Raw genomic sequence first — 20,712 nt, forward strand, 5'->3', positions numbered from 1 at the left:
GCTCGTCGAAATAATTTTAATCAATTCTGAATAACCCAGTGGTAAATATATTGCGGTAGATCAATTTTACCCGCAAGACTTTAAAATCAATTTATTTAAGCCAGAAAGGAATTCAGGCTTCTGTTCACCGGATATTGAAGGAAAAATATGATGACCGAAAAAAAATTCTCCCCAAACGTGCCGCCTTCCGGCGGGCTGGCATACCAGCAGACCGCAGAGCAGGTGCTTACCCACGTGCAGAGCCAGGCCAGCGGTCTGGATCGTGCAGAGGCGCAGGCGCGTCTGCAAAAAACAGGGCCGAACGCGCTGCCGGAGAAAAAAGGTAAACCCGCCTGGCTGCGTTTTTTGGCCCATTTTAACGATGTGCTGATTTACGTTCTGCTGGCCGCCGCGGTATTAACGGCGGTAATGGGTCACTGGGTCGATACGCTGGTAATTTTGGGCGTGGCGGTCATCAATGCGCTAATTGGCCATATTCAGGAAAGCAACGCAGAAAAATCGCTGAAGAGTATTCGCAATATGCTTTCCAGTGAGGCGCGCGTTATTCGCAACGGCAACCATGAAACCATACCAACGACGGAAATAGTTCCGGGCGATATTATTGTATTGCGCGCGGGGGATCGTATTCCGGCGGATATGCGTTTAATCGAAGCGCATAATTTACGCGTGGAGGAGGCGATTCTGACCGGTGAGTCCACCGTGGTGGATAAACACACGAATTCGCTGAGCGGCGAATTACCGCTGGGCGACCGCACCAATATGGTTTTTTCCGGGACGACCGTGAGTGCAGGCGGCGGCGTCGGCGTGGTCACCGCGACCGGTAAGGATACGGAACTCGGCCACATCAACCAGATGATGGCGGGCATTGAAAAGCACCGTACCCCGCTGCTGGTGCAGATGGACAAGCTCGGTAAAGCCATCTTCGTCATTATTCTGGCGATGATGGCCGCGCTGTTCGTCTTCAGCCTGATGTTCCGCGAGATCCCGATGGGCGAGCTGCTGCTCTCCCTGATCAGCCTGGCGGTCGCCTCCGTACCGGAAGGCCTGCCGGCGATTATCTCCATCATCCTCTCCCTTGGCGTACAGGCGATGGCACGCAAGCGGGCGATTATCCGCAAGCTGCCGACGGTTGAAACGCTGGGCGGGATGACCGTGGTCTGCTCGGATAAAACCGGGACCCTGACCATGAACGAGATGACGGTAAAAGCCATTATCACCGCCGACGTCTGCTACCGCGTGGACGGTAACAGCTACGAGCCGGTAGGCAATATCTACCTGGAAGGCAGCGACGAGCCGGTGCAGATCCAGCCGGGCACCGTCCTGGAGCAGTACCTGCGCACCGTTGACCTGTGCAACGACAGCCAGCTGATTCAGGACGAGCGCGGCCTGTGGGGCATTACCGGTGGGCCGACCGAGGGCGCGCTGAAGGTGCTGGCGGCGAAGGCCAGCCTTGAGCCGGTGGCGACCACGCTGGTTAACAAGATCCCGTTCGATTCTCAGTACAAGTACATGAGCACCCACTACCAGATTGGCGGTGAGGAGCAGATTTTGATTACCGGCGCGCCGGACGTCATTTTCGCCCTGTGCAACCAGCAGCAGACGCGCAACGGTGCGGAAGCCTTCAACCGCGCGTACTGGGAAACGGAGATGGAGCGCTATGCGCGTCAGGGGCTGCGCATGGTTGCCGCGGCGTTCAAGCCGGCGAACGGCGAACAGGCGTTAACGCACGACGACCTGAGCCACGGCCTGATCTTCCTCGGCATCGCCGGGATGATGGATCCGCCGCGCCCGGAAGCGATTGATGCGATTAACGCCTGCCAGCAGGCGGGGATCCGCGTCAAGATGATCACCGGCGATCACCCGCAGACGGCGATGAGCATCGGCCAGATGCTGGGGATCAGCAACAGCGAGCAGGCGGTCACCGGCTATCAGCTGGAGAAAATGGACGATGCCGAGCTGGCGGAAGCGGCGGTGAAGTATGACATCTTCGCCCGTACCAGCCCGGAGCATAAGCTGCGCCTGGTGAAAGCGCTGCAGGACAAAGGTGAAATCGTCGGCATGACCGGTGACGGCGTAAACGATGCCCCGGCGCTGCGCCAGGCAGACGTCGGCATCGCGATGGGCATTAAGGGCACGGAAGTCACCAAAGAGGCGGCGGACATGGTCCTGACGGATGATAACTTTGCCACCATCGCCAGCGCGGTGAAAGAGGGGCGTCGCGTTTACGACAACCTGAAGAAAACCATCCTGTTCATCATGCCGACCAACCTGGCGCAGGGGCTGCTGATTGTGATTGCGCTGCTGGCGGGGAACATCATTCCGCTAACGCCAGTGCTGATTCTGTGGATGAACATGGCGACCTCCGCCACGCTCTCCTTCGGCCTGGCCTTTGAGGCCGCCGAGCGCAACATCATGCGCCGCCCGCCGCGCCAGACCGGGCAGCACGTGATGGATGCCTACGCCGTATGGCGCGTGGCCTTCGTCGGCACCATGATTGCCATCGCCGCCTTTGCGCTTGAAGCCTGGCTGGCCCCGCGTGGCCACAGCGCGGAGTTCATCCGCACCGTGCTGCTGCAGATGCTGGTCTGCGCCCAGTGGGTGTACATGATTAACTGCCGCAACACCGAAGGGTTCTCCCTCAACCGCGGCCTGCTGGCGAACAAAGGGATCTGGCTGGTGACGGGCGTACTGTTCCTGCTCCAGGCGGCCATTATCTACCTGCCGTTTATGCAGATGCTGTTCGGCACCGAAGCGCTGCCGCTGCGCTACTGGTTCGTGACGCTGGCGGTGGCTGGGGTGATGTTCTTCGTCGTCGAAATCGAGAAGCGACTGACCCGCAGGTTCCGTAAGGCTGCATAACGAAAATCTTACCCCTCACCCTAACCCTCGCCCCTTTGGGGAGAGGGCCGGGGTGAGGGGAGAAACAACGCTGAGGTACTCCCATGAAACTTCCACTCCTGTTCGCCCTTCTTGTCAGTACCCTGCAACCCGTCTTCGCCGCCGCGATCCCCGTTCGCGTCGCCACCGTGGAGCAGACCGCCCATGCCGCCGAGCGCCAGATCCCGGGCCGCATCGAAGCCATTCACACCGTTGAGCTGCGCGCGCGTACGGAAGGCGTGATAACGAAAATCAACTTCCGCGACGGGCAGTACGTGAAAAAAGGCGACGTGCTGTTCGAGCTGGACGACGCCGAGCCGCGCGCTGCCCTGCGTCTGGCGCAGGCTGAAGTGAGAAGCGCTGAAGCCACGTTGCGTCAGGCGCAGCAGCAGCTTTCCCGCTTCGAAAGCCTGGGCAGCAGCAACGCCATCAGCCGTCACGACGTGGATAATGCCCGCATGCAGCGCGATGTGGCGAGCGCCGCGCTGGAGCAGGCGAAAGCCCGGCTCGACACCCGCAGCGTCACCCTGAACTACACCCGCATCACCTCGCCGATTGACGGTCGCGTGGGCCACAGCCAGTACCACGTGGGCAGCCTGGTGAATCCTGCCAGCGGCGTGCTGGTGGAGGTAGTGCAGCTTGACCCGATCCGCATCGCCTTTGCGCTGGAAGAGGGCGCGTTTGCCACTAAAGCCGGACAGCATGCGGATATCAGCGCCATGAAGCAGGCCTGGCAGGCGCTGATTGACAGCAACGGCCAGCGCGTCAGCGGGGAACTTACCTCCGTGGACAACCGGATCGACCCGCGCACCGCCAGCGTGATGCTGCGCGCCGAGTTTGCTAACCCGCGCCACCAGCTGCTGCCCGGCGGCAACGTGAACGTCTACCTGCGTCCGGCGAGCGAGCAGCCGGTGCTGACGCTGCCTGCCGCCGCGGTCCAGCAGAACGGCGACGGGTTCTTCGCCTGGGTGGTTAACGCCGACGGCAACGCCGAAAGGCGCCCGCTGAACGTGGCCGGCCAGATCGGCCAGCAGTTTCAGATTGCCTCCGGCGTGAAGCCCGGTGAGCGAGCGATTACCGACGGCGCGCAGCGCGTGCAGCCCGGCGCTGCCGTCCAGATACTCAATTAAGGAGCCATCATGCTGACGTTTTTCATCAAACGCCCGCGCTTCGCGATGGTGATTGCGCTGGTCATCACCCTGCTGGGGGCCATCGCGCTGAGGATTATTCCGGTAGAGCAGTATCCGCAGATCACCCCGCCGGTGGTGAATGTGTCCGCCAGCTGGCCGGGCGCCAGCTCGGCTGACGTGGCGGAGGCCATCGCCACGCCGCTGGAGACGCAGCTTAACGGGGTGGATCACATGCTCTATATGGAGTCCACCAGTTCGGATGAAGGTAGCTACAGCCTGAACATCACCTTTGCGGCAGGGACCGATCCGGACCTCGCCGCCATCGACGTGCAAAACCGCGTGGCGCAGGCCGTGGCGCAGCTGCCGACCGAGGCACAGCAAAACGGCGTGCAGGTGCGCAAGCGCGCCACCAACCTGATGATGGGTGTAAGCCTTTACTCACCGAACAACACCCACACGCCGCTGTTTGTCAGCAACTACGCCAGCACGCAGGTGCGCGAGGCGCTGTCGCGTCTGCCGGGCGTGGGACAGGTGCAGATGTTTGGCGCGCGGGACTACAGCATGCGCATCTGGCTGCGTCCGGACCGCATGAACGCCCTGAACGTGACCACCGATGACGTGGCGCAGGCGCTGCGCGAGCAGAACGTGCAGGGAGCGGCGGGCCAGATCGGTACGCCACCGGTATTCAACGGCCAGCAGCAGACGCTGACCATCAACGGGCTGGGGCGCTTAAGCCAGGCCGAAGACTTTGCCGACATCATTATTCGCGCCGGGGAGATGGGCCAGCTGGTGCGCCTGAAGGACGTCGCCACCATCGAGCTCGGTTCGCGCAGCTACAGCTCGGGCGCCCAGCTGAACGGGCATGACTCTGCTTACCTTGGCATCTACCCAACGCCGTCCGCCAACGCCCTGCGCGTGGCCGACGCGGTGCGCGCGGAGCTGGAGCGTCTCTCGACGCGCTTCCCGGACGACCTGGTCTACGAGGTAAAATTCGACACCACCAACTTCGTTGCCGCCACCATTAAAGAGATTGGCGTCTCGCTGGCGCTGACCATGCTGGCGGTTGTGGTGGTCGTTTCCCTGTTCCTGCAAAGCTGGCGCGCGACGCTGATTGTCGCCCTCGCCATTCCGGTGTCGCTGGTGGGCACCTTTGCGGTGCTCTACGCGCTCGGCTACTCCGCCAACACGCTGAGCCTGTTCGCCATTATTCTGGCGCTGACCATGGTGGTGGATGATGCCATCGTGGTGGTTGAGAGCGTCGAAACCCTGATGGCGGAAGGGCAGAGCCGCACGGCAGCGACCGCGCTGGCGCTGCGCCAGATTGCCGGGCCGGTGATTGCTACCACGCTGGTGCTGCTGGCGGTGTTTGTGCCGGTGGCTCTCCTGCCGGGAATTGTGGGCGAGCTGTACCGCCAGTTCGCGGTGACGCTTTCGACCGCCGTCACGCTCTCAAGCCTGGTGGCGCTGACCCTGACGCCCGCGCTCTGTGCCATGCTGCTGCGCCCGCGTCCGGCGAAGCCTGCCGCCATTTTCCGTGGGTTCAACCGTGGGCTGGACGCTACGCGCACGCTTTACACCCGGATAGTGAGCGTGTTCAACCGACGTCCGTGGCTGGCGCTGCTGGCCACCGCAGGCGCGGCGGCGGTGGTGGCGTTCAGCTTTATGTCGATGCCAAAGGGCTTCCTGCCCCAGGAAGATCAGGGCTACTTCTTCGCCAGCGTCCAGCTGCCGGAGGCGGCCTCGCTGGAGCGCACCGAAGCGGTAATGACCACAGCGCGCGCGCTGATCGCTAAAAACCAGGCGGTGGAAGACGTCATTCAGGTTTCCGGGTTTAACATCCTCAACGGCACCAGCGCCTCCAACGGCGGGTTTATCTCCATCATGCTGAAGGACTGGAGCGAGCGCCCGCCGCTGGACGAGGTGATGGGCACCCTTCAGCGACAGCTGCTGGCCCTGCCGGAAGCGACCATCATGACCTTCGCGCCGCCGACGCTGCCGGGGCTGGGCAACGCCTCTGGCTTCGACCTGCGCATTCAGGCGCAGGCGGGGCAGAGCCCGGCGGAGCTGGAGCGCGTCACGCGTGAGGTGCTGGCAAAAGCCAACCAGCATCCGCAGCTGAGCCGCGTGTTCACCACCTGGAGCAGCAACGTGCCGCAGCTGACGCTGACCGTTGACCGCGAGCGTGCGGCTCGCCTCGACGTGCCGGTGTCTCGCATCTTCAGCAGCCTGCAAACCGCCTTTGGCGGCACGCGCGCCGGGGATTTCAGCGTCAACAACCGCGTCTACCACGTGGTGATGCAGAACGAGATGCAGTGGCGCGAGCGCGCGGAGCAAATCAGCGAGCTGTTCGTGCGCAGCAACAGCGGCGAACGGGTGCGTCTGAGCAACCTCGTCACCATCACGCCGACCGTCGGCGCGCCATTTATTCAGCAGTACAACCAGTTCCCGTCGGTATCGGTAAGCGGTTCGGCAGCGGAAGGGGTAAGCAGCAGCACCGCGATGGCGGCGATGGGCGAAATTCTGGCGCAGAGCCTGCCTGCCGGGTACGACTACGCCTGGAGCGGCATGTCGTATCAGGAGCAGCAGACCGGCAACCAGGCGATATGGATTGTGCTGGCGGCGGTGGTGATGGCGTGGCTGTTCCTCGTCGCCCAGTACGAGAGCTGGACGCTCCCGGCGAGCGTGATGCTCTCGGTGCTGTTCGCCATCGGCGGGGCGCTGGTGTGGCTATGGCTGGCGGGCTACGCCAACGACGTGTACGTGCAGATCGGTCTGGTCTTGCTGATCGCGTTAGCGGCGAAAAACGCGATTCTTATCGTGGAGTTCGCCCGCGCGCGGCGGATGGACGGGATGGCGATTGTCGATGCCGCGCGGGAAGGGGCATCGCGCCGCTTCCGCGCGGTGATGATGACCGCCGTGTCGTTCATCATCGGCGTCCTGCCGATGATGCTGGCGACCGGGGCGGGTGCTCAGAGCCGCCGCATCATTGGCACCACGGTGTTCAGCGGCATGCTGGTGGCAACCGTGGTAGGGATTGTGTTTATCCCCGCGCTGTTCGTGCTGTTCCAGCGCCTGCGCGAGTGGGGCCACGGCCTTACGGACTCGTCGCCCACAGCTCGCAGTGCTTCTGAACCAGAGAAATCAGCGAGCCGCCGTCGGCGATGAAGTCCCGCATGCGCTGCGCCTCGCTCTTGCCCTGCTTTAACAGCAGGGCAATTTCCTTGATGGCGCTCGTTGCGCCGAGCTTCTCGGCCGACGGCGCCACCTGCTCCAGCAGCCAGGCGATATCCTCCGCCACGGTTTTGTGCTCGCCGGTATGCACGTCCGTCAGAACCCCCTCCAGCCCGTAGCGACACGCCTGAAAACGGTTAAAGCGGTACAGCAGAAAATCCCGCTCCTGATGCTTATACGGCCGCGTGGTCAGCAGCCAGTGGGACGTCGCCTGGATCAGCCCGGCGATATTAATCGCGTGGCCGAGCGTCAGCGGGGTATCCATCACCCGTACCTCGACGGTACCAAAGTGCGGGCTGGGGCGGATGTCCCAGTGCAGATCTTTAATGCTGTCGATCATGCTGGTAGCGCTCAGGCGGCGAAACAGCCCTTCGAACTCCTGCCAGCTGTTAACCCACGGCATCTGGCCGTTATCCGGGAACCCGGAGAAGATGTTGAGCCGCGACGAGGAGAACTTCGTATCGGTGCCCTGCATGTACGGCGAGGCGGCCGCCAGGGCGATAAAGTGCGGCACGAAGCGCGACAGGCCGTGCAGGAGATAAATGGCGTCATCCCCGGTCCGGCAGCCGACGTGCACGTGCTGTCCGAACACCGTTGCCTGCAAAATCAGGTAGCCAAAGCGCTCCAGCGTGACGTTATAGCGCTCGTCGTCGCACACCTCCTGACGCTGCCACTTCTGGAACGGGTGCGTCCCGCCGCCGCAGATCTGAATGTGCTGATCCGCCGCCGCGCGCAGGATGCTCTGCTGCATCACCGAGAACTGTGCCGCCGCCTGGTCGATGTTCTGGCACACGCCGGTGGCGATTTCGAGCATGCTTTCGGTGATGTCGTGTTTGACTTCGCCGCCTTTGATGTCGTCTTTGACGGCGGCAATGAGCGCGGAGGAGTCCTGGCTCAGATCGTAGCCCGGCGGGTTAACCACCTGCAGTTCAAGCTCGATGCCGAGGGTAAAAGGTTCAGAGGATTTGAAATCAGGTAAAGGCATGGCGCACTCCGTTGTCTGTGAATGTTGAGTATAGACAACGGGTGTGGCGCGCTCGTCTCAGGGTGGTATAACTGATAGCAGGCTTAGCAAAAGGGGAGTGACTCATGTCTGACCATCCAACCATTGCGCTGATTGGTCCCGGTGCGATTGGCACCACCATTGCCGCGGTGTTGCATGACGCGGGCCGCACGCCGCTGCTGTGCGGACGCACCGCGCATCCTGAGCTGCGTTTGCGCTACGACGAGGGTGAAACGGTGGTGCCTGGGCCGGTATTCACCGATCCGTCCGTCATTACTCGCCCCGCAGCTCTTGTTTTTGTGGCGGTAAAAACGACGCAAAATTCCGACAGCGCCGGGTGGCTGCGCGCGCTGTGCGATGAAAATACCGTGGTCTGCGCGCTGCAAAACGGCGTAGAGCAGAAGGCGCAGCTTGAGCCTTTGGTCAGTGGCGCAATGGTGCTGCCGTCGGTGGTCTGGTTCCCGGCGCAGCGCGAGCCGGATGCCTCCGTCTGGCTGCGCGCCAAACCGCGCCTGACGCTGCCGGACGTGCCCCAGGTGCAGCGGGTGGTCGAAGCGCTTCGTGATACGCGCTGCGCGGTTGAGCTCTCGGAAGATTTTGCCACCGTCGCCTGGCGCAAGCTGCTGCAAAACGCGGTCGCCGGGCTGATGGTGCTGGCCAACCGCCGCGCCGGGATGTTCAGGCGCGAGGATGTCAGCGAGCTGGCGCTGGCCTACCTGCGCGAAGGGCTGACCGTCGCCCGCGCGGAGGGGGCGAAGCTGAACGATGACGTGGCGCAGGAGATCCTGGCGAACTTCCAACGCGCGCCCGTGGATTTAGGTACGTCGATTCTCGCTGACCGTCAGGCGGATCGCCCGATGGAGTGGGATATCCGTAACGGCGTCATCCAGCGCTACGGCCGCAGGCACGGCATTGCGGTGCCCATCAGCGACGTGGTGGTGCCGCTGCTGGCGACGGGGAGCGAGGGGCCGGGCTAACGGCCGCTGTTTTTCCGTTCGGCGAGGGTGTCCGCGGAGCAATAATCTGGGGATAGTCAGCCTTAAACACATATGCGAAACTTACCGCTTCTGAAAAAATGTGGTGGGACCCGCTCAATGTCAGAACCAACTTCGCAGTGTCTTTTCAGTGAAGGACTGATCGCTTTTCCTGAAGGTTATCAGGATCGTACCGTCAACGTATTCGCGCCGCCCGCTGCGGATGCGCCAGCGTTCAATATCTCCCGCGATGCCCTCAACCCCGGCGAAGCGCTTGCCGCGTATATCGATCGCCAGCTCGCCCTGATGGCAAAACACATCAAGGGCTGGAAGCAGGATGAGCGCAGCGCCGCGACGCTGGGCGACGGCCTTTTGCAGGGTGAAACCGTCCATGCAAGCTACCTGCGCGACGGGAAACGCATCTGGCAGCAGCAGGCCGTATTTAACGTCAAGAACGATAAAATTCTGGTGTTCACCATGACCTGCACTCGCGCGCCGGGCGATGCCGACGGCGCGCTGTTTGGCGATCTTCTCAGGAGCTTCCGCTTCCACCATTAACACCAGGGACCGTTGTTATGTTTGAAGCTGCACGCGTAGGTGATGATATCGGCCACTCCGGTGCGCTGGCCGGGATGATTGCCGGAACGATTGTCGGTGGCCTGATTGCCGCCGCCGGGGGCATTCTGGCGGGGGCCATGTTTATTGCCGGACTCGGCGCATCCTGCCTTGGCGTGGGCGTCCTGCTCGTCGGCGCCAGCCTGGCCGTGGGGTACTACACCGGGGAGCTGGCGACCGCCGCCCGGGACAGCATTGCGGACGCCGGGGCATCCAGCATGACGAAGAAAGGCGTCATCACCTCCGGCTCGCCCAATGTGTTTATCAACGGTAAACCCGCCGCCATGGCCACGGACAGCGCGGTAAAGTGCTCTGACGACGGCTCGCAGCAGATGGCCGAAGGCTCCTCGCGTGTTTCCATTAACGGCCTGCCTGCGGCCCGCATCGGGGATCGCACCACCTGCGACGCCAAGGTGATGACCGGTTCGGACAACGTCATTATCGGCGGCGATCCGCAGCAAACCCTGCCCATTCAGTCTGAAGTCCCCGAGTGGCTGTATAAAGTCTCCGATCTTACCCTGCTGTTCGCCGGGTTGATTGGCGGGTGGGGCGGTGCCGCCGGCAAAGTCGGGGCGCTCTCTAAGCTGCTGGGGAAAATCCCCGGGATCAACAAGCTGGCCCGTATCGCCTGCCGCGCCGGCACGCTGATGACCGGCGTGGCCGCCGCGGGGATCATCGCCCGCCCGGTGGATATCGTCAGCGGACAGAAGTTTCTCAGCGGGGATGATGAGCTGGACTTCATCCTGCCTTCCCGTCTTCCTGTGCGCTGGCAGCGCTACTGGCGCAGCGGCAACCCCGGCGACAGCGTGCTGGGCCGCGGCTGGAGCCTGTTCTGGGAAAGCCGCCTGGAGCCTTATCAGGACGGCCTGGCGTGGCGCGCGCCGTCCGGCGATTACGTTGCCTTCCCGAAGGTCCCGAAAGGGATGCGCACCTACTGTGAAAGCGAAAAGAACTGGCTTGAACACCACCAGGACGACAGCTGGTCGGTGTATGACGTCAGCGGCGAGCGCTGGCACTATGCGCCGCTGCGGGATGATGCCCCGTCGCTGCTCCAGCGCATCTCTGAATCCTGCGGCAACGCTATCCTCTTCGAGTGGAATGCGGATAATACCCTGCATGCCCTGACAGACAGCGCGGGCCAGCGCGTGGTCTGCCGCTACGACCGCGACAGGCTCGTCGGCGCCTGGCTGGATGACGAGATCTGCCTGGTCAGTTACGCTTATGATGAACAGCGCCAGCTGGTCAGTGTGACCGGCCGGGGCGGTAGCGTGCGCCGACGCTTCCGCTGGCAGGACGGGCTGATGAGCGCCCATGAGGACGCCAACGGCCTGCTGAGCGAATACCGCTGGCGGGAGATTGATGGCCTGCCGCGCGTGGTCGGCTTCCGCCACAGCGGCGGCGAACAGCTGACGTTCGAATACGATTTTGATAACGGCACCCGCCGTGCGACCCGCGAAGACGGCGCGCAGGCGCACTGGCTGGTGGATGACGATGACAACGTCGCGCGCTTCACGGATTACGACGGTCGCCAGACGACCTTTGTCTACCGCGACGGCGAGCTCTGCGACGTCATCCTGCCCGGCGGGGCGATGCGCCGCAGCACGTGGGACAAATACGGCCGCATGACCAGCGAGACGGACCCGGCGGGCCGCCGCACGGAGTATCACTGGTATCGTCTGACCGACCGCATCACCCGCACGGTGTACCCGGACGGCACCTCATCGCAGGCCAGGTACGATCTTCGCGGTCGCCTGCTCTCAGAGACGGATCCGGCCGATAGCACCACCGCGTATCGCTATCCCGATGATGAAGAAAACCTGCTGGAGAGCATCACCGACGCCACGGGCGGCGTGGTGCGCCTGGTCTGGAACCACCAGGGGCTGCTGACGCAGCGCACCGACTGCTCCGGCAGCGTGACCCGCTTCACCTACGACCGCTTCGGGCAGCTGATTGCCAGCGAGGATGCGGAAGGGAACATTACGCGCCGGGAGTGGAACAACGCCGGGCTGCTGAGCGCCGTGATCCATCCGGACGGCAGCCGCGAGTCGCTGGTGTGGAACGAACGCGGCCAGCTCACGGGCTGGCGCGACCCGCTGGAAAGCGAGGTGCGCTGGGCCTATAACGCGCTCGGCCTCCCGGTCAGCCTTACCGACCGTATTGGCCGCGTGCGCCAGTGGCGCTACGACCCGCGCGGTAACCTGCTGCGACTCGATAACGGCAACGGGGCGGAATACCGCTTCACCTACGACGCCGTGGGCCGCCCGCTCAGCGAAACGCGCCCGGACGAGACCGTGCGCCATATGGAATGGGACGCGCGAGGGTTCCTCTGCGCGCTCGAAGAAAACGGCAGGCCTGCCGCCGACGGCGGTATCGCCCGTCGCGTCCAGCAGTTCAGCTATGACGACAGCGGCCTGCTGATCGGGCGCACTCAGCGCCACGCGGAGTACCGCTACTTCCGCGACCTGAGCGGCCAGATCGCCCGCATCCGCCGCACGCCAACCGCTGAAGGCGTTGCCCTGGGTATCGAAAGCGATGAGATCGCTTACCGCCACGACGCCGCCGGGCGCGTGCTGAGCGAGTCCGGCATTAACGGCGCGGTGGGCTACGAATGGGATGCCCTGAGCAACCTGACCGGCCTGACGCTGCCCGGCGAGCAAAAGCTGGCCTGGCTGCACTACGGCTCCGGCCACGTCAGCGCCATCCGCTTCGGGCAGCAGCTGGTGACCGAGTTCACCCGCGACCGCCTGCACCGGGAAGTGCGCCGCACCCAGGGCGCGCGCGAGCAGCTCCGCCAGTATGACAGCCTCGGCAGACGCACCCTTCAGCGTAGCGAGCTGAGCACGGACGTGACCCTGCCGGAGCAGGCGATACTGGAACGCCTGTATCGCTATACCGCGCGCGGTGAGCTTTCCGGCGTCAGCGACACCCTGCGCGGTGAGGTTGACTACGGCTACGACGCCGAAGGGCGCCTGCTGAAGCACTACGAGGCCCGACAGGGGCACAGCCGCGCGCAGTTCAGCTACGACGCCGCGGATAACCTCGCTGCCAGTGATGATGCGGTACCGGTCACGGATAACCGCCTGCAGCACTGGCAGGCGCTGTTCATGAAATACGACCACTGGGGTAACCTGGTCAGCCGCCGCAACGGGCTGTATGAACAGCATTATGCCTATGACGCCGAGAACCGTCTGGTGTCCGCCCGGGGAACCGGGCCGGAAGGGCGGTTTGAGGCGCGCTATCACTACGACGCGCTGGGTCGCCGCACGCGCAAAATCGTCACCACGACGCACGGCACCACCGAAACGCGCTTCCTGTGGCAGGGCTACCGCCTGTTGCAGGAGCAGCAGGAGAGCGGGCTGTGCAGCACCTATGTATACGACCCGAATGAAGCCTGGAGCCCGCTGGCGCGGGTGGACCATCTTCGTGACCAGAGCAGCGGTGAGATTTACTGGTTCAATACCGACCTGAACGGCGCGCCGCTTGAAGTGACCGACGAACGCGGCGCGGTGCGCTGGAGCGGCCAGTACGGCAGTTTTGGCGAGGTACGCCATCAGAGCGAAGGGTTCTCACGGGTTGTGAATTGCACGGCGATGGCGCACCAGCCGCTTTGCTATGCCGGGCAGTACGCTGATGGTGAAACGGGGCTGCACTATAACCTGTTCCGCTACTACGATCCGCAGGTCGGGCGGTTTATTGTGCAGGATCCGATTGGGCTGAATGGTGGGTGGAACCTTTATCAGTATGCGCCGAATCCGTTGGGGTGGATTGATCCGCTGGGATTGGTGACCTATAACACGATGCCGAGTATTACTGGTTTCCAAAAGCATCATATTATCCCACAACAGTTAAAAGGTCATGATTTAATAAAAGCGGCTGATTTTAATATCCATGATATTAAAAATGTTATTTATTTGCCTAAGTCAGCTGATTACCATCCGACAAGAACAATCCATAGTGGGTCTCACCCAGTTTATACAAAAAATATAGGTGACCAGATGGATGCTATATATGAATACGGGAAAGAAAACGGCTGGAAACAAGCAGAGTATAAACAGGCTGTGAGTGAAATCATAAAAAATGAACGTGCCGATTTACGCGGTGGAAAAACTATTCTTAACAAAAACTCGGTTAGAAAAGCGAGGTGCTAAGTATGTATGAGCTACGAATTGCTTCTGATTACCCCAATAGTTATTGGTTTGAATACCAGCACCCTGAAATATCTGGAAGTGCTTTTTCTCAATGTAAATCAATTGAAACTCACGATGGGTGTTTTTTCACATTAAAATCTAAGGTGAGTGAAAAGGCACTACTAGCATATGATTTTTATTATAGTGATGGGCCTATATTCATATCACCCAGACTCGCATCGCTAATTTCTTGTCATGATGCTTTTCGGACTGATGTTCAACTTATTGATGCAACTGTATCTGTAAATGAAACCAAACATCAAGGGTATAAAATAATTAATATACTAAGAGAAGTTTCATGCATCGATATGGAATCTTCGGAAAGTCAACCTATATTAAGTTATTTGCCTAATGGTCCAAGAAAGTTTAGTAAAATAGTCTTCAAGGAAAATGTTATTGAAGATTTTAGTATGGCAAGATGTAGTGAGTATAAACCTTGCATAATTATTTCAAATGAGTTTAAAGATTTCCTTTCTAAGAATAATGTGAAAGGAATAGAGTTTATTGACCCTCTTTATTAATATGCCTAAGATTTGAGTTATTCAAAATGGTCCGGGGAATAATTTTCCCGGACCATCCTGTCAGCTTTTCGCTCAAAAGAAACAATTATACTCAAATCTCACTCATTGCAGGAGATTTGAGTATGAACACGTCACCGTGGAAAAAAGACTGTATCATCGGCCAAAAAAGACCACTTCCGATATCTCATATCTGGGGGATCCGAATCCTGCTTGAACTGGAAGGTAAAACGCGCGATTTAGCTCTGTTCAATATGGCCCTGGACAGTAAGCTTCGAGGCTGTGAGCTAGTCAAACTCAAAGTATCTGATGTGGCATATGGTATGCTTGGTTTCAAGCAGAGCAACGGTGTTGCAACAGAAAATCGGTAGCCCTGTGCAATTTGAGATAACCAAAGGAACAAGAGAAGCTGTTGCTGCATTGATAAAGCTTAGCAATTTGCACAGTAAAGACTTCTTGTTCCGGTCTAGGGTCGGAACTAATCAGCAAATATCAACCCGACAATACAACCGAATCTTTCATGGGTGGGTAGAAAAGCTTGGTCTCGAAGTTTCACTTTACAGCACACATTCCATGAGAAGAACAAAACATTACCTGGTCTACAAGAAAACCAAGAATCTTCGGGTGATCCAACTTCTGTTGGCCATAAGAAACTGGAAAGCATGGTCCGTTATCTGGGCATTGAATTAGATGATGCGTTAGAGATCTCTGAATCGATTAAAGGCTAAAGTTGTCAGGGCTGCAACCGCAGCCCTGTGCCAGGAGCTGCCATTGCCGACTAGTTGTACTTTATGCAGCTTACGAACGCCTTTATTTCACTAACTTGTATGATTTTGCGCCTTGATTTTTTCAAGTAACTTTAATAGTGGGTTGTCATAAGGGTGATATTCTTTTCTTATATTATCTTTAAAGTGCTCAGATAATATTGGCTTATCCTCCCTATAAAATATTTCATTTTTTGAATATATCTGAACGATGTCGTTACAGATGGTCACTTCTTCCTCATTTATTGCTACTGAAATTAACGAGTTATCTTTTTTTCTTTCTTTTGCATCAATAATGACACATATGTGAGGTGTAAGTGGGCATATTAATGTTGGTGATCTACTTGGTATAGTAACTGCTGGAATGTCATGATAAAATCCATCACCAAAGATAAACTCTTTTTCTTTACTTATAAGTAGATAAATTATTGCTTCGTTTTTTATATGATTTGTAATATTTTTAAGAGCATCTCTCATGTTGATAGCGATCAATCTATCCTTCTCTAGCGCCGGTATCTCCCCCCTAAGTTTTTCAGCAATAGCTATACACCTATCCCTATACATTGGGCTTCTTACTGCAAGAGAAACAATTATTTCTATGAGTAATTCATGTTCGTCTGACGAACAGATATTAGATCTGGTAGAGCTTTCACTATTACCTTGAAAGTGGTCATATCGAATTTCTGACAATAACTTTATTATTGTGTTTGAATTACTATCTGCTTTATCAAAAAAACATTCGAAATTTTGATCAAAACTCGACCTTTTTTCTGGGTTATCGTTGAGTTTAATTATATGACCATTTTTTATTACAGCTAAGGATTTCGGTTTTACTTCGGTGCTTTCCCCATTTGGATTCACTCTATTAATGAAACCTCTTGAGTTCCCCCAGTATTTAGAGATTGTTTGTGGCCACCAATGGTGCCTTTCAGTTTTAAGACTTTTTTCATATTTCATTATCACCCCATTTTTATTTAAAATAAATGACTTGCATGGGTATTCTAAATGCTAACGACAAACAAAACAAAGAAATTAGTGTGATGAAACTTACTGAGCAACTTCGTTGTTTATAACGATACTCTCTGCCCTAAGCTGAATTGTTCGAGGGATTACATTACCCAGCATTCACTCTGGTGATAATCTTTTCTCTACCGTCCGCTTCTCGCTCTTAACAGACATTCAACAAACAACATTGCATTTTGCGTAAGGCCGAAATCCTGCTTTTTATCCAGCAGAACCCCGGCCTCCCATCACCCGCCTCAGTGCGCAGTAATATACGGCTCCTTCACAAACTCCGCTAACAGCCAGACCATATCATGCAGTAGCCCAACGAGTTCTTTCGCCACGCCCGCAGGCAGTGTCCCGCCCATAACCGCTAGCGTTAACGCCACGGCATAGTCCACCTGCAGTGTCGTCTCCTGCCAGCAGTCCGGCGCGCAGGAAACTATCTTTTCCCCCGCAATCAGTTGTTCAACCAGATACGACGGAAGCTCTGAGTCACAGGATTCCCGCAGCCGCTTCAGCGCAGCCAGCAATCGCTTACAGAGAGTGGTAAACGTCACCGCGTCGTCAGTTTCCACCAGCACGCTAACGTACGCAGTGCAGGCGTCAGCCAGTTGAAAGAGATCCGCAGAACCGGGAAGTTGCAAGTGGAGAAGGTGATGAACAGCGCTTTCTTCAGCGCGTACGTACGAAAATCCAGGGGTAGTCGCCATTTAGCATCCTCTTTGTCCAAAAAATGTCATGTTATGCTAACGGGTTCCTACGCCCGGTTACGGATGTGCCGCAACGCAGGCACTTTACGGCGGTGAAAAAAGGAAGGAAAGGGGATAACCCTGAATTACATAAGATTGCTTGCAGGTTTGCGAGGCGGCTTCCAGAAGGGCATTGCCGGGTAGCGGCTACGCCTTCCCCGGCCTACAAAAACCACCAACCAAACTGGCCGCTACCCCTCGCTCATCATCGCCAGAAACCGCTTCACCGTCCGCGAACGTTCAAAGCGCCGCCAGCAGAGCGCGATATCGGTGTAGAGCTCCGGTGAGCTCAGCGCGTGATAGGTCACATTCGGCGGTGAAATGGCCGCCATGGATTTCGGTACCAGCGCGAATCCGCCGCCCGCGGAAACCATGCTCAGGGAGGATGAAAGCTGCGACGACTGCAGCGCGCGCTGCACGTCAATTCCGGCCCGCTCGCAGCAGCCGTAAACCCGGTCATACAGGCCCGGCGCGACCTCCTGCGGGAACAGCACCACCGGCGTATCCCGCAGTTGTTCTAACGCCAGCGAATCGCACGCCGCCAGCGGATGATCGCGATGCAGTGCCACCACCATCGGCTCGCGGTCGAGAATTTTGATTTCAAACATCTTGCTGCTTTCGCACGGCAGGCGCACGAAGGCGATATCCAGCTCACCGTCCGCCAGCATCGTCGTCAGCGACGACATATTCGCTTCCACCTGGTGAACCTGCACCGCCATGTTCTGCACCTGAAACTGACGGATTAGCGCGAAAATCTGAGGATGAAAAGCGTCGGAGCTGGTGATGCCAATCGACAGATTGCCGTTCAGCCCGCGCGCAATGCCGCGGGCTTTCTCCAGCGCGGCGTCGCTCAGCGCCAGGATCTTGCAGGCATCCTCATAGAACGCTTCTCCCGCCTCGGTCAGCTCCACGCCCCGCGTCAGGCGCCTGAACAGCGGCGTGCCCACTTCCTCTTCGAGCCGTTTGATCTGCTGACTCAGAGGAGGCTGTGAAATACCCAGCGCTTCGGCCGCCCTGGTGAAGTGTCGCTCGCGTGCAACCGCGACAAAATACCGCAGATAACGAAGTTCCATATCTAAAACGTCTCAAACCAGCATGGTTTCTATATTGGAACTCTCTGCTGAATCGGGTCAACATTTATTTAACCTTTCTAAATAAAGTTGAAGAGGACGAGCATGATGGAGCATTCATCTGCCTGCGACTGTGAAGCCAGCCTGTGCGAGACCCTGCGCGGGTTCTCTGCTCAGCATCCTGACAGCGTGATCTATCAGACATCGCTAATGAGCGCCCTGCTAAGCGGCGTGTATGAAGGAGAGACCACCATCGCCGATCTGCTGGCACACGGTGATTTTGGTCTGGGCACCTTCAACGAGCTGGACGGCGAAATGATTGCCTTCAGCAGCCAGGTGTACCAGCTGCGCGCCGACGGCAGCGCCCGCGCCGCGAAGCCGGAGCAGAAAACGCCGTTCGCGGTAATGACCTGGTTCCAGCCGCAGTACCGCAAAACCTTCGATGGGCCGGTCAGCCGTCAGCAGATCCACGACGTGATCGATCAGCAGATCCCCTCCGATAACCTGTTCTGCGCGCTGCGCATCGACGGTAAGTTCCGCCACGCCCACACCCGCACCGTACCGCGCCAGACGCCGCCGTACCGGGCGATGACCGACGTGCTGGACGACCAGCCGGTGTTCCGCTTTAACCAGCGCGAGGGCGTACTGGTTGGGTTCCGCACGCCGCAGCACATGCAGGGCATCAACGTGGCGGGCTATCACGAGCATTTCATCACCGATGACCGTCAGGGCGGGGGTCACCTGCTCGACTACCAGCTGGAGAGCGGCGTGCTCACCTTCGGCGAAATCCACAAGCTGATGATTGACCTGCCCGCCGACAGCGCGTTCTTACAGGCCAACCTGCACCCCAGCAACCTTGATGCGGCTATCCGCGCCGTCGAAAACTAACAGGAGAACTACCGTGAACAGTGAGAAACAGTCACGTCAGTGGGCGCACGGCGCCGATTTGGTTGTCGGCCAGCTGGAAGCGCAGGGCGTGAAGCAGGTATTCGGCATACCGGGCGCGAAGATCGACAAGGTCTTTGACTCCCTGCTGGACTCCTCCATCAAGATCATTCCGGTACGCCACGAGGCCAACGCGGCGTTTATGGCGGCAGCGGTAGGGCGCTTGACTGGCAAGGCCGGGGTGGCGCTGGTGACCTCAGGGCCCGGCTGCTCGAACCTGATCACCGGCATCGCCACCGCCAACAGCGAAGGCGACCCGGTGGTGGCGCTGGGCGGGGCGGTGAAGCGGGCGGATAAAGCCAAACTGGTGCACCAGAGCATGGACACCGTCGCCATGTTCAGCCCGGTCACCAAATACGCCGTGGAGGTGAGTGCGCCGGACGCGATTGCCGAGGTGGTGTCCAACGCGTTTCGCGCCGCCGAGCACGGCAGGCCGGGGGGCGCGTTCGTCAGCCTGCCGCAGGATATTGTCGACCAGCCCGCGACGGGCGCCATTTTGCCTGCCAGCGGTCCCGCGCTGATGGGGCCGGCACCGGAATCCGCCATTAAAGACGTGGCGAAGCTTATCGAAAAGGCCAAAAACCCGGTCATCCTGCTGGGGCTGATGGCGAGCCAGCCGGCCAACAGCGACGCGCTGCGCAAGCTGCTGGAGAAAAGCCGTATCCCGGTCACCAGCACCTATCAGGCCGCCGGGGCGGTGAACCAGGAACACTTCACCCGCTTCGCCGGGCGCGTCGGCCTGTTCAATAACCAGGCGGGTGACCGGCTGCTCCATCTGGCGGATCTGATTATCTGCATCGGCTACAGCCCGGTGGAATACGAGCCGTCCATGTGGAACAGCGGCGACGCCACGCTGGTGCACATTGATGTGCTGCCCGCCTATGAAGAGCGTAACTACGTGCCGGATCTGGAGCTGGTGGGGGACATCGCCGAAACGCTGAACCTGCTCGCTAACCGTATCGACCACAAGCTTGAGCTAAGCCAGCGGGCCTCCGAAATTCTGGTCGATCGCCAGCATCAGCGGGACCTCCTCGACCGCCGCGGCGCATCGCTTAACCAGTTTGCCCTGCATCCGCTGCGCATCGTGCGCGCCATGCAGGACATCGTGAATAACGACGTGACGCTTACCGTCGATATGGGCAGCTTCCACATCTGGATCGCCCGCTACCTCTACAGCTTCCGCGCGCGTCAGGTGATGATCTCCAACGGTCAGCAGACCATGGGCGTGGCGCTGCCGTGGGCGATTGGCGCGTGGCTGGTCAACCCGGGCCGCAAAGTGGTGTCGGTCTCCGGGGACGGCGGCTTTTTGCAGTCGAGCATGGAGCTGGAAACCGCCGTACGCCTCAACGCCAACGTGCTGCACATCATCTGGGTGGATAACGCCTACAACATGGTTGCCATTCAGGAAGAGAAAAAATACCAGCGTCTTTCCGGCGTCGAGTTCGGCCCGGTCGATTTCAAAGCCTATGCCGACGCGTTCGGCGCAAAAGGTTTTGCCGTCGAGAGTGCCGACGCGCTCGAACCGACGCTGCGTGCCGCAATGGATGTCGATGGCCCGGCAGTGGTGGCCATTCCCGTCGACTACAGCGATAACCCGCTGCTGATGGGCCAGCTCCATCTCAGCCAGATTTTGTGAATCAACAT

Annotated in this window: 13 protein-coding genes and 1 pseudogene; 10 read left to right on the forward strand and 4 right to left on the reverse strand. The window is 59.0% G+C overall.

Features of this window, described 5'->3' with window-relative positions; all coding sequences use genetic code 11:
* The first annotated feature begins 150 nt into the window (after positions 1 to 150).
* The 3 genes from AC2FAJ_RS08000 (at position 151) to AC2FAJ_RS08010 (ending at position 7,172) form a co-directional block, all read left to right on the forward strand.
* Complete coding sequence (locus tag AC2FAJ_RS08000; protein ID WP_447088150.1) at positions 151 to 2,859, forward strand: cation-transporting P-type ATPase; 2,709 nt, start codon at positions 151 to 153, stop codon at positions 2,857 to 2,859.
* 83 nt (positions 2,860 to 2,942) lie between these two features.
* Positions 2,943 to 4,007: an efflux RND transporter periplasmic adaptor subunit gene (locus AC2FAJ_RS08005; protein ID WP_309258027.1), complete on the forward strand. Its 1,065-nt coding sequence runs from the start codon at positions 2,943 to 2,945 to the stop codon at positions 4,005 to 4,007.
* A 9-nt stretch (positions 4,008 to 4,016) separates the two neighbouring features.
* Positions 4,017 to 7,172 (forward strand): efflux RND transporter permease subunit, encoded by a 3,156-nt coding sequence (locus tag AC2FAJ_RS08010; protein WP_485453999.1) that lies wholly within the window; start codon positions 4,017 to 4,019, stop codon positions 7,170 to 7,172.
* Here the strand turns inward: AC2FAJ_RS08010 and AC2FAJ_RS08015 are convergent.
* Positions 7,102 to 8,223, reverse strand: coding sequence for a YbdK family carboxylate-amine ligase (locus tag AC2FAJ_RS08015; RefSeq protein WP_163333301.1), 1,122 nt, complete (start codon positions 8,221 to 8,223; stop codon positions 7,102 to 7,104). The genes AC2FAJ_RS08010 and AC2FAJ_RS08015 overlap by 71 nt on opposite strands.
* 104 nt (positions 8,224 to 8,327) lie before the next feature.
* Between AC2FAJ_RS08015 and AC2FAJ_RS08020 the strand changes: the two genes are divergently transcribed.
* From AC2FAJ_RS08020 to AC2FAJ_RS08040, 5 genes and pseudogenes are all read left to right on the forward strand, one after another.
* Positions 8,328 to 9,218 carry an oxidoreductase gene (locus tag AC2FAJ_RS08020; protein ID WP_485454000.1) on the forward strand — a complete coding sequence of 297 codons (891 nt, stop codon included), beginning with the start codon at positions 8,328 to 8,330 and terminating at the stop codon, positions 9,216 to 9,218.
* A gap of 117 nt (positions 9,219 to 9,335) precedes the next feature.
* Positions 9,336 to 9,773: a DcrB-related protein gene (locus AC2FAJ_RS08025; protein ID WP_041910992.1), complete on the forward strand. Its 438-nt coding sequence runs from the start codon at positions 9,336 to 9,338 to the stop codon at positions 9,771 to 9,773.
* Positions 9,774 to 9,790: 17 nt separating this feature from the next.
* On the forward strand, positions 9,791 to 13,978 hold the full coding sequence (locus AC2FAJ_RS08030; protein ID WP_485454001.1) for an RHS repeat-associated core domain-containing protein: 4,188 nt from the start codon (positions 9,791 to 9,793) through the stop codon (positions 13,976 to 13,978).
* A 2-nt stretch (positions 13,979 to 13,980) separates the two neighbouring features.
* Complete coding sequence (locus AC2FAJ_RS08035) at positions 13,981 to 14,538, forward strand: imm11 family protein (protein ID WP_485454002.1); 558 nt, start codon at positions 13,981 to 13,983, stop codon at positions 14,536 to 14,538.
* A gap of 122 nt (positions 14,539 to 14,660) precedes the next feature.
* A pseudogene (locus tag AC2FAJ_RS08040) lies at positions 14,661 to 15,263 on the forward strand (tyrosine-type recombinase/integrase).
* Positions 15,264 to 15,353: 90 nt separating this feature from the next.
* Here the strand turns inward: AC2FAJ_RS08040 and AC2FAJ_RS08045 are convergent.
* From AC2FAJ_RS08045 to AC2FAJ_RS08055, 3 genes are all read right to left on the reverse strand, one after another.
* A complete protein-coding gene (locus tag AC2FAJ_RS08045) occupies positions 15,354 to 16,256 on the reverse strand; it encodes a DUF4238 domain-containing protein (protein ID WP_248113236.1) in 903 nt (300 codons plus the stop codon).
* Positions 16,257 to 16,558: 302 nt separating this feature from the next.
* Positions 16,559 to 17,014 carry a hypothetical protein gene (locus AC2FAJ_RS08050; protein WP_485454003.1) on the reverse strand — a complete coding sequence of 152 codons (456 nt, stop codon included), beginning with the start codon at positions 17,012 to 17,014 and terminating at the stop codon, positions 16,559 to 16,561.
* A 230-nt stretch (positions 17,015 to 17,244) separates the two neighbouring features.
* Positions 17,245 to 18,126 (reverse strand): LysR family transcriptional regulator, encoded by an 882-nt coding sequence (locus tag AC2FAJ_RS08055; RefSeq protein ID WP_485454004.1) that lies wholly within the window; start codon positions 18,124 to 18,126, stop codon positions 17,245 to 17,247.
* Between the two features lie 105 nt (positions 18,127 to 18,231).
* On the opposite strand from AC2FAJ_RS08055, the gene budA reads away from it, so the two are divergent.
* The gene (budA, locus tag AC2FAJ_RS08060) at positions 18,232 to 19,011 is read left to right on the forward strand and encodes an acetolactate decarboxylase (RefSeq protein ID WP_120266900.1); all 780 of its coding nucleotides are present in this window, start codon (positions 18,232 to 18,234) and stop codon (positions 19,009 to 19,011) included.
* Positions 18,983 to 20,704, forward strand: a complete 1,722-nt coding sequence (alsS, locus tag AC2FAJ_RS08065) for an acetolactate synthase AlsS (RefSeq protein ID WP_485454005.1) — start codon at positions 18,983 to 18,985, stop codon at positions 20,702 to 20,704. The genes budA and alsS overlap by 29 nt, the downstream gene beginning before the upstream one ends.
* Positions 20,705 to 20,712: the final 8 nt, after the last annotated feature.

This window comes from Enterobacter cloacae complex sp. 385G4 (genome assembly GCF_057320665.1).